This window comes from Pseudoduganella sp. jia 12, from assembly GCF_055502675.1.
Window position 1 is genome coordinate 88389 of record NZ_JBUXKP010000018.1, and the last position, 13254, is coordinate 101642.

A 13254-nucleotide genomic window follows, 5' to 3' on the forward strand; every position below is an offset into this window, starting at 1 on the left:
CAATAACGCAGGGCCGGCGGGCGCCGGCCGGAGAAATTCCTGGAAACCAGGTACGGCAAGGAAGGCGGCTTACGCGGCGCGCTGCGGCATGGCGCGCATCGAAGCGGCGATGGCGTCGCGCAGCGGTTTCGCACGCAGCTGGGCGTCATACGGGCAGGGGCGTTGCGGCAGCTTGTCCTTGCGCGGCGCTTCGTCCCAGGTCTGCAGCCAGCTCACGTTGTCGGACAGACCCCACAGCAGGAAATCCTTCAGCTGCGGGTACGACAGCGTGACGTCGAGGTAATCCCTGGCCAGCGCGGCCACGCCGGCATCGCGCATCGGGAAGTCGGCCGGCAGCATGCGGTCGTTGACGTCGAACTCCGTGATCAGGAGGTCGTAGCCCATGCCCGTGACTTCGTCGAGGAAGGCGCGCCAGTCGCGCACGGGGTCGGTCTTTTGCTTTTCATCGTCCCACGAACCGATGTGGCTCTGGATGCCCAGCGCCTGCACGGGCGTGCCGCGCTTCTTCAGTTCGGCCAGCATCTTCAGTACGCCGGCGCGGTGTTTCGCGCTGCCCGCATCCTCGCGCATGTAGTCGTTGTAGACCAGCTGCGCATGGGGCGCCTGCTCGCGCGCCACGCGGAAGGCGAAGTCGATCTGCTCGATGGCGCCCATGCGCTCGGTGAACACGTTCTTGCGCATGTCGCCGGTGGCCGGGTCCACGGCTTCGTTGACCACGTCCCAGCTGTAGATGCCGGTACCGTAATGCTTGCAGACAGTGGTGATGTGCTCGCGCAGCAGCCGTTCCGCCTCCGTGCTGCCCTGGCCGAAGTCGTGGGCGTTGACCCATGCCGGCAGCCACTTGGCCGGCTGCCAGACGAGCGTGTGGCCGCGCATCTGCATGCCTTCCTTGCGCGCCCACGCGAACATTTCGTCTGCCGGGCCGAAGTTGTGCTGGCCGCGCTTCGGTTCCAGCGCCGGCCATTTAGTTTCGTTCTCGGCCACGATGACGCCGCATTCGCGCGCCATCAGCGCACGGTGCGCCGGATCCTTGAAGTATTTGTAGCCGAGCGCATTGCCGAAGCGCAGGCCCTTGGCGGCGGCGATCGCCTTCAGCGGTTCCGGGGCGGCGGCGAACAGCGGGGGCAGGGTGGCGGCGCAGGCCGTGCCGGCCAGCAGGCGCAGCATGTCGCGGCGGGTGGTGTTCATCTTGTCTCCTGTACGGCTCGGTGGCCGGGTTTTATTTGTGGCGTGCGATGGAAGGTTACGCTAACATCGGAAATGGTGCAAACGGTTGCGCTACCAAAAAACAACGGAGACGAATTTGCGAGTTCTTAAAGGAGCCTTGGCGGCAGTCGTGTCGCTGGTCGTGGTCCTGGCGCCCGCGCAGGCGGCGGAAGAAGATGGTTACCAGCTGTGGTTGCGGTACCGTCCGTTGCAGCAGGCTGGTCCGGCACAGCAGCTGGCGCAGTCGATCAATTATGCTGGCAAGGCATCGCCCACGGTGAAGGCCGCCATCGACGAACTGCGCCGCGGCCTGCAAGGCATGACGGGTAAGATACCCGCTGTCGGCACGTCGGTCGCCAATGGCGCCATCGTGCTGGCGAAAGCGGGCGCGCTGCCGCAAGGGTTCCAGGCCGGCGGCCTGGAGGACCTGGGCCGCGAAGGCTACCTGCTGAAGAGTGCCAACGTGAACGGCAAGCGCGTGACGGTGATCGCCGCCAACGAGGACATCGGCCTGCTGTACGGCGCCTTCGGGCTCCTGCGTGCGCTGAACACGGGCAAACAGCTCGCCGCGCTGGACGAGCGCTCGGCGCCGAAACTGCAATTGCGCGTGCTGAACCACTGGGACAATCTCGACCGCACGGTGGAGCGCGGCTACTCGGGCCAGTCGATCTGGAACTGGTGGGAGCTGCCCGATATCCGCGAGCGCCAGTACGTGGACTATGCGCGCGCCAACGCTTCGCTGGGCATCAACGGCACGGTGCTGAACAACGTCAACTCCAAGGCCGAGATCCTGACGGCGCCGTGGCTCGCCAAGGTGGCCGCGCTGGCTGACGTGCTGCGACCGTACGGCATCAAGGTCTACCTGTCGGCGCGCTGGTCGACGCCGCTCGAACTGAAGGAAACGACCACGGCCGACCCGCTGGCGCCCGAAGTGGCGGCATGGTGGCGCGCCAAGGCGGACGAGATCTACCGCGTCATCCCCGACTTCGGCGGCTTCCTCGTCAAGGCCAATTCGGAAGGGCAGCCGGGCCCGCAGGATTACCACCGCACCCATGCCGACGGCGCCAACATGCTGGCCGCCGCGCTGGCGCCGCACAAGGGCATCGTGATGTGGCGCGCGTTCGTGTACGCGGCCGAGAAGCCGGACGACCGCGCCAAGCAGGCCTACGACGAGTTCAAGCCGCTGGACGGCAAGTTCGCGCCGAACGTGATGGTGCAGGTGAAGAATGGCGCGATCGACTTCCAGCCGCGCGAACCGTTCCACCCGCTGTTCGGCGCCATGCCGCGTACGCCGCTCATGATGGAATTCCAGATCACCAAGGAATACCTGGGTTTCGCCATGCACATGGCTTACCTCGGCCCGCTGTTCGAGGAAGTGCTGAAGGCCGACACGATGCAGCGGCCGGACGGCTTCACCGTCGCGCAGGTGCTCGAGGATGCCGATCACGGCAAGCGCCCGACGGGGATGGCCGGCGTGGCCAACATCGGCAGCTCGCGCACGTGGAGCGGCTCGCACTTCGACCAGGCCAACTGGTATGCGTACGGCCGCTTCGCCTGGGATCCGCAGGGCGACTCGCGCGCCTTTGCCCGCGAGTGGGCGATGCAGACGTTTTCCCGCGAGCCGCAGGCCGTCACGCAGATCGTCGACATGATGATGCGCTCGCGCGAGGCCGTCGTCGACTACATGACGCCGCTCGGACTGCACCACCTGATGGACACGGGCCACCACCATGGCCCCGGCCCGTGGGTGGACAACCTCGGCCGCCCGGACTGGAACCCCACCTACTACCACAAGGCCGACAAGCAGGGCATCGGCTTCGACCGCACCGCCACCGGCAGCAATGCGCTGGCGCAGTATGCGCCGGGCGTGGCGAAACGGTGGGCCGATCCGCGCACCACGCCGGAAGAGCTGCTGCTGTGGTTCCACCACCTGCCGTGGGATTACGCGATGCCGTCCGGCCGCACGCTGTGGACCGAACTCGTGGCCCGCTACGACCGCGGCGTGGCCGAGGCGGAAGGCCTGCGCGCCCGCTGGGAAAAGCTGAAACCGCTGGTGGACGAGCGCCGTCACGACGAGGTGGCCCAGCGCCTGGACACGCAGGTGAAGGAAGCGCGCTGGTGGCGCGACGCGTCGGTGGCGTACTTCCAGTCCGTCTCCGGATTGCCGCTGCCGCCGGGGGCGAAGAAGCCGGAGCGCACGCTGGAACAGTACAAGGCGATCAAGTTCCCGTACGCGGCCGGGCACCACTGACCAGGCGATAAAGGGCCGATGTGTGCGCTAACATCGGCCCTTTGCCAATGCTAAAATGGACAATGCGTGACAGATGCGCGACAGCCACGCAGATGGCCGTGGCACGGTATGTTAGAGTCCGCAAAATAACTATTCGATAAGTACAGTCCGATGACGAAAATACAGGCGAAAGCGCACGGCGCGCCCGGGGAAAAGAGCACGCAGCCGGCGGGGCGGGGCGACAAGCCCGGCGTGCCGACGATGTCCGATGTCGCCAAGCTTGCCGGCGTGTCGCCGATGACCGTGTCGCGCGTGATGAACGGCGACCCGAACGTGCGCCCGGCCACGCGCCGCAAGGTGGATGAGGCCGTGGCCGCGCTGAACTATGTGCCGAACCAGGCCGCGCGGCGCCTCGCCGGCGCGCGCGCGATCCGCATCGGCTTCCTGTATTCGAACCCGTCGGCCGGCTACCTGAGCGAATTCCTCGTCGGCCTGCTGAACCAGGCCAGCATCCACAACGTGCAGCTCGTGGTCGAGAACTGCGAGGACGGGGTGACGTGGGAAGCGCACGCGCGCCGGCTGATCGAGAACGGCGTCGACGGCATCATCCTGCCGCCGCCGCTGTGCGATACGCAGGAACTGATCGAGCTCGTGGCGCAGGCGGACATGCCGGCGGCCACCGTCGCCTGCGGCCAGCCGGACCCGCGCGTGGGCGCCGTGTCCATCGACGACTACCATGCCGCGTATGACATGACGAGCCACCTGATCGCGCTGGGCCACCACCGGATCGGCTTCGTCATCGGCCACCCGAACCAGACCGCGTCCGCGCGCCGCCTCGACGGCTACAAGGCCGCGATCGCCGACAAGGGTGGCGACGCGTCGCCCGAGCTGGTCGTACAGGGCATGTTCACGTACCGCTCCGGCCTCGACGCGGCCGAGATCCTGCTGGGCCTCGAACACCGCCCGACCGCGGTCTTCGCCAGCAACGACGACATGGCCGCGGCCACCGTGGCCATCGCCCACCGCCTGGGCCTGGACGTGCCGGGCGACCTGACCGTGGCCGGCTTCGACGATACCGCGCTGGCCACCACGATCTGGCCCGAGCTGACGACCGTGCGCCAGCCCATCGCGCAGATGGCGGAAATGGCCGTGCAGTTCCTCGTCCGGCAGATCCGCGCCCAGCGCGACGGCGCCATCCAGGCGCCCGAGCACATCGTGATGGACTTCTCCCTCATCCGGCGGCAATCCGACGCCGCCCCGCGCCGCCGGCCGAAGCTGGCCGGCAAATCGTCCGAGGCTTAGGAAGCGCCTGGTGTCCGACACTTTTTCGGGCGGGTCATCCGGAAAAGTGTCGGACACCGGTTCTCCCATGAAGCGGCACGGAACACCGGTGTCCGACACCGAAAAAACGGTGTCGGACACCGGGCCGCCAACGCCACTGGCACCATCGAATGTTCGCTACCCGAACGGCATTCAGGCCACCTTTTTTCGCGGCGGCGCGGAGGTGATGGTGACGGTGCACGTGGTGCCGGCCACGAGCGCGATATCCTTCGGCATGCTGTCGAGCGCGATGCGCACGGGGATGCGCTGGGCCAGCCGGACCCAGTTGAAGGTGGGGTTCACGTCGGCCAGCAGTTCGCGGCCCGTGGCGGCGTCGCGGTCGGTGATGCCGCGGGCGATGCTTTCGATGTGGCCGCGCAGGGCCACGCCATCCATCAGCTGCACGTCGACGGGCGCGCCGGCCTTGAGCAGCGGTAGCCGGGTCTCCTCGAAATAACCCATCACGTAGTACGACGCGCTGTCGATCAGCGCCAGCTTCGGCGCGCCGACGGCGGCGAAGTCGCCGGGGTGCACGTGCAGGTTCGTCACGTAGCCGGACACGGGAGAGCGCACCACCGTGCGTTCCAGGTTCAGCCTTGCCAGCCGGCGGGCGGCCAGCGCGCCGCGGTACTGGGCGCCGGCGGTATCGGCCGCATACGTGGCGGCTTCACGGCTCTCGGCCGGGATCACTTCGTCGTCCAGGCCGGCGCGGCGTTTCGCCTCGCTGCCGCGGCGCGTGCGTTCCACGCCTTGCGCGGCCAGGGCGGCATCGGCCGTGGCCAGCGCATTCGCATAGCGTTCGGCGTCGACGACGAACAGCACGTCGCCCTTCCGCACGAACTGGTTGTCGCGCACGCGCACCTCGGTCACCACGCCGGCCACGTCCGCGCCGATCGTCACCACGTCGGCACGCACGCGCGCATCGCGCGTCCATGGCGATTCCATGTAATGGTCCCATCCCGCCTTGCCGGCATACAGTGCGGCGGTGGCGAGCAACAGGGTGACGAAGGGGCGAAAGAGCTTGACGGCGAAGGTCACGGTGGGAGTTTCCGGTTGGTTGAAGGGAAAGGGTCAGCGGACGGTAGTCATTGATACAGGCAGGCGGTGAGGCCGCCGAAGATGCACGCGAACAGCGCGAGGCGAGCAAGGGCCGGGTGCCACATCAGGCGATAGACACCGGCCACGCCGAGCAGGCGGTCCAGCACGGCATGCAGCAGCATGCTGGCGAAGAACAGCGGCAGCAGGGTGGGGATCAGCAGGCCGAAGATCGACAGTTCACGGGGCATCGGGAATTCCGTTTGGAATAGGCTGCGGCACCTGGTCCAGCAGCGAGGTGTGAAGGGAATGCAGGTCGGTCAGCGCAAGACGCAGGCCAGCCGTATCACTGCCGGCGGCTTCGCTGCCGGCGGCTTTGCCCATGGCGGCGCGCACGGCCGGCCCCGCGGCCTGCACCGCGTGGACCGCCGCGCTATGGGTATCCTCGCGCGGCGTGGCCAGCCAGGCCGCCAGCGCCTGCAGTGCCGTGGCCAGGGCCTTGGCGACGGGGCTGTCGCCGGCCGTGTGCACCAGCCCGCGCAGCCCGATGATCGAATGGCCCAGTTCCAGCAGGGTGAGGGCCTGGCGCACGACGGCGCGCGTCTCCAACGATGGCGCCGGTCCGGCCGCCGCGCCCAGCTGTGCCAGCAGGTCGCGCACGCGGCTGTCGAAGCGGTGCCGCAGCCTGTCGCTGTCGCCGTGCAGCCGGGCCGTGCAGACCGACAGCGCTTCGCGCCACAGCGCCGCCGCCACGTGCGCGCGGTTGCCCGTCGTGTGCCCGGGCAGCACCACCCGGAAGACGACCAGGGCCAGCAGCACGCCGCCCACCTGGCCCAGCATGGCGTTGATGACGGCGCCGGCATCGTAGTGCATCGCGTTGGCCGGTGCCAGGAACTGGCTGCTGAACATCGCCATGCCGATGCCCACGCCGGTGCGCTTCGGGTCCGTCATCAGCCACGCGGCGAGGGCCAGCAGCGGTGCCGTGGCCAGCATCATCATCGGATAGCCGTCGGCGCGGGCGACCAGCAGGAACTCGGTGGCGTATGCCAGCGGCGCGCCGATCACGAAGCCGGCCGGCACCTGCTTCACCAGCGCGGTCGGGCGCGGCGAGCTCGATGCCAGCGCGGCGAAGATCGTCGTCATGACCAGCGCGTTGGCCAGCGGCGGCCATGCGAGCCAGTACCACAGCATGGCGGCGGCCAGCATCGCGCACGCGGCCCGGAAGCCGCTGGCGGCGACGATGCCGGGCGGTGTCTTCGGTGCGTAGGCCCGCGGTTTGCCACCCTGCATCGGCTTCGCTCGCGCGAGGCCGTCGTGGATGTCCGCGAATGCAAGGAGGTCGTGCGCGAAGCGCTCGGCCAGTTCGGCCGCGGTATCAAGATCGATGCGCCAGCGGGGTTCGATCGCACCGTCGCCGGAAGGCAGCGTTGCGCGCGCCATGGCGGCCGCTTCCCGGATCGCGGCGGGGAGGCCGCGGGATGGCGCGCCCGCGGCCAGCGCCCGGGCCAGCAGCGCCTCCAGCGGTCCGACCAGTGCCGACACCGGCGACACGGTCTCGTGCCGTTGTCGATGCAGCAGCCGGTGCAGCGTATGAAAGGTGGTCAGCGCCGCCATGAAGGCGCCGTTGAAGGCGTGGAGCTGGCGCGTCGGTGCCGTTCCCGCTTCGAAGAATGCCGCGGCGCGGCCCGATTCGAGCGCCGCGATATCGGCGGCGAAACGCAGGTGGTTCAGCTCCGCCTCGGCCGGTGCCAGCCGGTGTTCCAGCACCTGCCGGCAAAAGCCGCGGAAGCTTTCGTAGCGCGCCCGCACCGTGTGCATCACGAGCCGGCCATGGTGGCGGGGCAGCAGCACGTCGTGCACGGCGGCCGCCACCAGCACGCCGAGGCCCACTTCCGTGGCGCGCGTGACGGCCAGCGCCAGAATGCCGGATGCGCCGGCCGGCGCATCGAGCGCGGGCACGGTGATCATGCAGGCCGTGTACCCGGCCAGCACGAAGCTGTAGGACCGCTGGTTGCGGTGCATCGCGGCGCCGGCCGTGCACAGGGCGATCCACAGCGCCAGGCCCGCGAACAGGGGCGGCGCCTGTTGCGGGAACACGGCGGCCAGCGCCAGCCCCGCGCCGCAGCCGACGAGCGTGCCCAGCAGCCGGTACAGCGCTTTTTCCAGCACCATGCCGGACGAAGGCAGCGCCAGCACGAAGGTGGTAGTCATCGCCGTGGCCGGCGAATCGAGCCCGAGCCGGAATGCGAGCCACAGGGCGGCATATGCGGCGGCCAGCGTGCGCACGACGAACAGCAGGCGCTCGCCATCGGCGGCGGCCCAGCCGCGCATTTCGCGGCCCAGCCAGGAGAGAATGGAAAGGGAAGGGGGCGCTGCGGGTCCGGGTGTCATGTATTTTTCCGGCGACACCGCCGCAGCAGGTGTCGCGCTATATGTTGTCCAGGTTTTCCAGCTGCCGGGCAAACAGCTGTTCCTGCAGCTTCAGGTCCTGCGGCGACAAGCCGTCGTAGGCGCGCGTGGTGCGGCTCCACACTTCCGGCATCACCTGTTCGATCAGGCTGCGGCCGCTGTCGGTCAGCGAGATCATCACGCAGCGGCGGTCGCCCGGCCGGTTGCCCCGCGTGATCAGTCCCTGCGTTTCCAGGTCGTTGCACACGCGCGTGAGGTTGGCCGGCTTTTCCATGCAGGCCTCGCCCAGCGTCGACGCCGTCGACGTCTCGTTCTCCGAGCCGTACAGCACGGCAAGGACCATGTAGCTCGCGTCCACGAGGTCATACTTGCGCAGCACGGCGTTCGAGATGTCCTTCATGCGTTTTTGCACGTGGTATGTCATGCGGAGCAGGCGCATGAGGTCTTCCGGGAATGCCGGAATCCGTTCGTGGATATTCTTCAGGCGCTTGTTCGTTGCGTCAAAACTGCTCATCGGCGCACTCCTGTGCAATAGGTCTGTCAATACATGGATTGTACTAGTGGTTGCACAAAGGTAAATTGTTTTTAGCGGCCTGCGTTGGCGCCGAGACCCCCTCCCAGCGCCGCCATCAGGCTGGCGTAATTGTCGAGCCGCTCGCTTTCCACGCCCAGCAGCTGGTCGCGCTCACCCAGCAATACCAGCTGCGCCCGCAGGGCGTTGCTTGCATCCGTGATGCCGGCCCGGTAGGCCCTGTCGGCCAACGCATGGGCACGGCTGGCGGTGGCCAATGCCCGTTCCGCGAGGCGTTGCTGCGCATCCGAAGACTGTATCTTTGCTACAACATTCGCCACCTCGGCCAATGCACTGACCAGCGTGGCGTTGTACTGCTCGACGGCCGCGTCGTAATCGGCCGTCCCGGCCGCCAGTGCGCTGCGCAGCCGGCCACCCTCGAACACGGGCAGGCTGAACGCCGGCGTGAAGCCCAGCGTGCGCGCCGACGCATCGAAGAAGCGGGTGAAACCAAAGGACTGCAATCCCGCGAAGGCGACCAGGTCCAGGTTCGGGTAGAACGCCGTGCGCGCGCCATCGATGCGCCTGGCCGCCGCTTCCACGCGCCAGCGCATGGCAGCCACGTCGGGCCGGCGGCCCAGCAGTTCCGCGGGGAGCGCGCTGGGCAGCAGGGCGGCCTGCCGGAGGGCCGGCACTGGCCGGGCGATCGTTTCCGCTTCGCCCGGTCCCTTGCCGACCAGTGCCGCCAGCTGGTTGCGCAGCACGGCGATCGACATGCCGATCCGCTCGTGCTCGCGCCGGCCAGCCGGCAATGTGTTTTCCACGGTGGCCACGTCGATGGCGCTGGCCAGGCCGGCGGCCTGGCGGCGCCGCACGATCCCGAAGATGCGCTGGCGCTGCGCGAGGCTGTCGGCGATGCTGTCCTGCTGCGCGTGGCGGTACCACAGCTGGATATAGGTGCGCACAACAGCCGACTGCAGCGACAGCCGCGCCGCCTGCGCTTCGGCCGCCATGGCCCGCGCATTGCCCAGCGCGGCGGCCAGCAGGGCGTGATGGCGGCCCCACAGGTCGAGGTCGTACGAGCCGTTCAGCGTGGCGGCGTTGTACCAGGCCCAGTTGCCGGCCAGCGGCGCGGGTGCCGAACCATGTTCCGGAAAGCGCTCGCGGGTCGTGCCCGCGCTGGCGCCTGCCTGCGGCCTGGCGGCCGCCTCGACGGCATCGGCAAGCGCGGCAGCCTGCCGCACGCGCGCCTGCGCGACCTTCAGGCCCGGATTGCCGGCCAGCGCCCCATCCATGAGGCGATCGAGCTGCGGATCGCCGAATGCGCGCCACCATTGTTCTGCCGGCCATTGCGCCTCGGGCGCGACAGCCCCGGCGATCGCGGCACCGGCAGCCAGGTCATTTGCCGGCAACCGATGCGATCGTGGCGCAATCTTGCCCATGTCCGCACAACCGGCCAGTACCCCGCCAATGGCCACGCCAATTCCAAGCGCGAAGGCCGTGGCAACGAATGGCGCGTAATGCGGGGCACGCGGCATGGGGCTGGCAGAGCCGTTACCGGGCGTAGTGCTTGCGCGTCTGCGCCACATCCATGTCGGCTTCCGTCTCGATCAGCGTGCCGTTCTTGCGCGCTTCGATGACCTGCGCCTGGACTTCGGCGCGCGTCAGGCCGCGCTGTTTCGGTACGTGTACGGTGGCGACGGCTGCGGCAGCGGTGCCTGCGCTCGTGGTCGTTGCCACGTCGGTATTTTCCGCGCCAATGGCGGCGCCGGCGGTGGCGAGGGAAAGCGCGGCGATAAGGTAGTAAGCGGTTTTCATGATGTCCTCCTGTGAGATGGACTAATTATATGCCTGAAATATTCATTAGTGAAATAAAGTGTTTTGATATGGGAGATTCAGGGGCGAAATGACGCGGCATATGTACCCGGCGACAATGTTTCTGATGCCGGGGCAGGGAAGGAGGGTTGGCATGCACCCATCCCTGCTGCGCTGGCGGGAAGCGCGGCTTTCCGAAAACCCGGCTACGACCCGGTTTTCGGCAACGTCATCGTGTGCGACGCCGTTCGGCGCTGGCTGTTACAGTCTTTGCAAGGCCGCAGAGGCGGCGATGCAATCACAGGAGGCTTTATGTCAGGTACCAGCACACTCGATCCCGATAACTTCCCGACCGCGCCGGACCGCGTGCTCGGCCGCGGCCATGGCACGGGCGCGCTCGGCCCCAGCGACACGTCCGATTCGGGCAGCGACGTGCAGGGCGGTTCGGGACTGGCCCAGCAGATCGAGGAAAACAATCTCGATGGCGGCACCAACGAGGATCTCGATGAAAGCACGGCGGGCGGCACGGCGGGTCCGGATGTCGGGGATGCCAATCTCGACAGCGATTCGGATGCCGGCGGTACCGGCGAGCGGGCCACCGTCGGCCGCGATACGACGGCACCGGATGGCGCCGACATCGATGTCGACCACATCGAATCCGTGCCGCTGACGGGCGAGCGGGACGTGGACGATATCGAACGGGGCGCCTGACCGGCGTAGGGAAGAACGCGCCTGACCGGCGCGGCGAGCGGAGGCGAAGGTCTGCCATCAAGCTCGCAGCAAGTAAAACGGGGCCGCAAGGCCCCGTTTTACTTGCTGCCGCGAACCGTGTTATGCCGCGGCCGCGGTCTTCACGACCGGCCTGGAAAACTCGAAGCGCTTGATCTCGCCCACCAGGAACAGGTAGCACAGCACCGTGGCCAGCGCGTTGGCGCCGACGAACACGAGCGCGCCGTAGAACGAACCGGTGGCCTGCAGGATGAAGCCGATGACGATCGGCGTGGTAATGCCGGCCACGTTGCCGAACATGTTGAACAGCGAACCGCTCATGCCGCCGGCCTGGCTGGGCGACGTGTCGCCGACGACGGCCCAGCCCAGCGCGCCGATGCCCTTGCCGAAGAAGGCCAGGGCCATCACGGCCACCACCACCCAGTCCGATTCCACGAAGTTGCACGCCACCATCGTGGTGGCCAGCAGCATGCCGCCGATGATCGGCGTCTTGCGCGCCACCGATGTGCTGTAGCCACGCTTGATCATCCGGTCCGAGATGATGCCGCCCAGCACGCCGCCGAGGAACCCCGCGATTGCGGGCAGGGCGGCGATGAAGCCGGCCTTCAGGATCGTCATGTGGCGTTCCTTGACCAGGTAGATCGGGAACCATGTCAGGAAGAAATAGGTCAGCGTGTTGATGCAGTATTGGCCGATATAAATCCCCAGCAGCATGCGCGAGGACAGCAGCTGCTTCAGGCACGACCAGGTGTCGATCTTCGGACGGTCGGCGGCAAGCAGGCCGGTTGTCTCCAGGTCGACAAGGGCGCCGCCCCGTTCGATGTGCAGCAGCTCGGCGGCATTTGCCTTCGGATGCTGGCGCGGGCCGTGGACGAATTTCAGCCAGGCCAGCGACATTGCGATGCCCAGCCCGCCCATCACGAAGAACACGCTTTCCCAACCGTGGGTGTGCACCAGCCAGCCCATGATCGGGGCGAACAGGACGGTGGCGAAGTATTGCGCCGAGTTGAAGATCGCCGCGGCCGTACCGCGCTCCGCGGTCGGGAACCACGAAGTCGTCAGACGACTATTGCCGGGAAACGACGGCGCTTCGGCGGCGCCGACGATCAGCCGCAGCGTGAACAGCAGGGCGACTGCCGCGCCGCCGCTGAAGAAGCCGACCCATCCCTGCGCCACCGTGAACAGCGACCACAGGAAGATGGAAAAGAAATACACGATCTTGGTGCCGAACCGGTCCAGCAGCCAGCCGCCGGGCAACTGGCATAGTACGTAGGACCAGGAGAAGGCCGAGAAGATGAGTCCCATCTGCACGGGTGTCAGGCCCAACTGCTTGCTCAGTTCCGGGCCGGCGATCGAGATTGTGGCGCGGTCGGCATAATTGATCGTGGTGACGATGAACAGGATCGCGAGGATTGTCCAGCGTACGCGGGTGGCCTTGATGGCCGGAATGTGTTTGCCCATATTGCCTCCATAGAGACCCCGTTGACTATTTTTATTACGGGGTGTTGTCAGTCGTCATACAACATGGCGCAGTATAACGATCAGTTTATGAGCAGAGCAAGTCATTTATTGATGAATGTTTGATTGATAAAGCAAGCAGATCGCGCTCCTCTCGGCAGGATCACGGTCATCGCTGGGCCAAAAAAAAGGCGCTGTCACCCGAGCCTGTGGACTGAACTGAACCATTCGCCGAAATCGCTGTCTCAACAGTACTGACGACGGAGGCGGCGATGCATGACGGACTGTTCACTACCTTGCTGGAAAGGCTGCGCAGGCAAGTCGCTGAATGCTCAAGTGCGCAACTGGCGGCGTTGCGCGCTTTGCTCGGGTCGGCCTCGTCACTGGCGACCTGCCTCGAACTGATCGAACGATTCGGGCGCCCTTGCAGCAGTTGCCCGCATTGCGCGGCGACGCGCATCCATCGTCACGGCTTCTCGTATGGCCTGCAACGCTATCGCTGCCTGGCTTGCGGCCGAACCTTCAATGCCTTGACCGGCAC

At 67.2% G+C, this 13254-nt stretch carries 12 protein-coding genes; 4 read left to right on the forward strand and 8 right to left on the reverse strand.

Annotated features, from left to right (window positions below; translation table 11 throughout):
* Positions 1-69 precede the first annotated feature (69 nt).
* The gene (locus tag ACY65G_RS28675; RefSeq protein WP_465000689.1) at positions 70-1188 is read right to left on the reverse strand and encodes an endo-1,4-beta-xylanase; all 1119 of its coding nucleotides are present in this window, start codon (positions 1186-1188) and stop codon (positions 70-72) included.
* A gap of 136 nt (positions 1189-1324) precedes the next feature.
* Between ACY65G_RS28675 and ACY65G_RS28680 the strand changes: the two genes are divergently transcribed.
* Both ACY65G_RS28680 and ACY65G_RS28685 read left to right on the forward strand, forming a co-directional pair.
* Positions 1325-3457, forward strand: a complete 2133-nt coding sequence (locus tag ACY65G_RS28680; RefSeq protein ID WP_465000690.1) for an alpha-glucuronidase family glycosyl hydrolase — start codon at positions 1325-1327, stop codon at positions 3455-3457.
* 150 nt (positions 3458-3607) lie between these two features.
* Positions 3608-4738, forward strand: a complete 1131-nt coding sequence (locus ACY65G_RS28685; RefSeq protein ID WP_465000691.1) for a LacI family DNA-binding transcriptional regulator — start codon at positions 3608-3610, stop codon at positions 4736-4738.
* A 171-nt stretch (positions 4739-4909) separates the two neighbouring features.
* Here the strand turns inward: ACY65G_RS28685 and ACY65G_RS28690 are convergent, their stop codons facing one another.
* From ACY65G_RS28690 to ACY65G_RS28715, 6 genes are all read right to left on the reverse strand, one after another.
* Positions 4910-5794, reverse strand: a complete 885-nt coding sequence (locus ACY65G_RS28690; RefSeq protein WP_465000692.1) for an HlyD family secretion protein — start codon at positions 5792-5794, stop codon at positions 4910-4912.
* Positions 5795-5841: 47 nt separating this feature from the next.
* On the reverse strand, positions 5842-6042 hold the full coding sequence (locus ACY65G_RS28695) for a DUF1656 domain-containing protein (protein WP_465000693.1): 201 nt from the start codon (positions 6040-6042) through the stop codon (positions 5842-5844).
* On the reverse strand, positions 6032-8182 hold the full coding sequence (locus ACY65G_RS28700) for an FUSC family protein (RefSeq protein ID WP_465000694.1): 2151 nt from the start codon (positions 8180-8182) through the stop codon (positions 6032-6034). Before ACY65G_RS28700 ends, ACY65G_RS28695 begins: the two co-directional genes overlap by 11 nt.
* A gap of 37 nt (positions 8183-8219) precedes the next feature.
* On the reverse strand, positions 8220-8714 hold the full coding sequence (locus ACY65G_RS28705) for a MarR family winged helix-turn-helix transcriptional regulator (RefSeq protein WP_465000695.1): 495 nt from the start codon (positions 8712-8714) through the stop codon (positions 8220-8222).
* Positions 8715-8785: 71 nt separating this feature from the next.
* Positions 8786-10300: an efflux transporter outer membrane subunit gene (locus tag ACY65G_RS28710; protein ID WP_465000696.1), complete on the reverse strand. Its 1515-nt coding sequence runs from the start codon at positions 10298-10300 to the stop codon at positions 8786-8788.
* Positions 10266-10529 (reverse strand): DUF4148 domain-containing protein, encoded by a 264-nt coding sequence (locus ACY65G_RS28715; protein ID WP_465000697.1) that lies wholly within the window; start codon positions 10527-10529, stop codon positions 10266-10268. Before ACY65G_RS28715 ends, ACY65G_RS28710 begins: the two co-directional genes overlap by 35 nt.
* A gap of 309 nt (positions 10530-10838) precedes the next feature.
* Here ACY65G_RS28715 and ACY65G_RS28720 point away from each other — a divergent pair, with 309 nt between their 5' ends.
* Positions 10839-11237, forward strand: a complete 399-nt coding sequence (locus tag ACY65G_RS28720; RefSeq protein WP_465000698.1) for a hypothetical protein — start codon at positions 10839-10841, stop codon at positions 11235-11237.
* A 120-nt stretch (positions 11238-11357) separates the two neighbouring features.
* On the opposite strand, the gene ACY65G_RS28725 is transcribed toward ACY65G_RS28720, so the two are convergent.
* Positions 11358-12716: an MFS transporter gene (locus tag ACY65G_RS28725; protein ID WP_465000699.1), complete on the reverse strand. Its 1359-nt coding sequence runs from the start codon at positions 12714-12716 to the stop codon at positions 11358-11360.
* A gap of 269 nt (positions 12717-12985) precedes the next feature.
* Here ACY65G_RS28725 and ACY65G_RS28730 point away from each other — a divergent pair.
* The coding region (locus tag ACY65G_RS28730; protein WP_465000700.1) for a transposase at positions 12986-13254 on the forward strand (269 nt) is incomplete at its 3' end.

Bases quoted from the DNA above. Each gene is read 5' to 3' on its own strand.
- ACY65G_RS28695 (WP_465000693.1), bottom strand. From the start codon at position 6,042: ATGCCCCGTGAACTGTCGATCTTCGGCCTGCTGATCCCCACCCTGCTG.
- ACY65G_RS28725 (WP_465000699.1), bottom strand. From the start codon at position 12,716: ATGGGCAAACACATTCCGGCCATCAAGGCCACCCGCGTACGCTGGACA.
- ACY65G_RS28685 (WP_465000691.1), top strand. From the start codon at position 3,608: ATGACGAAAATACAGGCGAAAGCGCACGGCGCGCCCGGGGAAAAGAGC.
- ACY65G_RS28710 (WP_465000696.1), bottom strand. From the start codon at position 10,300: ATGTGGCGCAGACGCGCAAGCACTACGCCCGGTAACGGCTCTGCCAGC.
- ACY65G_RS28720 (WP_465000698.1), top strand. From the start codon at position 10,839: ATGTCAGGTACCAGCACACTCGATCCCGATAACTTCCCGACCGCGCCG.
- ACY65G_RS28675 (WP_465000689.1), bottom strand. From the start codon at position 1,188: ATGAACACCACCCGCCGCGACATGCTGCGCCTGCTGGCCGGCACGGCC.
- ACY65G_RS28705 (WP_465000695.1), bottom strand. From the start codon at position 8,714: ATGAGCAGTTTTGACGCAACGAACAAGCGCCTGAAGAATATCCACGAA.
- ACY65G_RS28715 (WP_465000697.1), bottom strand. From the start codon at position 10,529: ATGAAAACCGCTTACTACCTTATCGCCGCGCTTTCCCTCGCCACCGCC.
- ACY65G_RS28700 (WP_465000694.1), bottom strand. From the start codon at position 8,182: ATGACACCCGGACCCGCAGCGCCCCCTTCCCTTTCCATTCTCTCCTGG.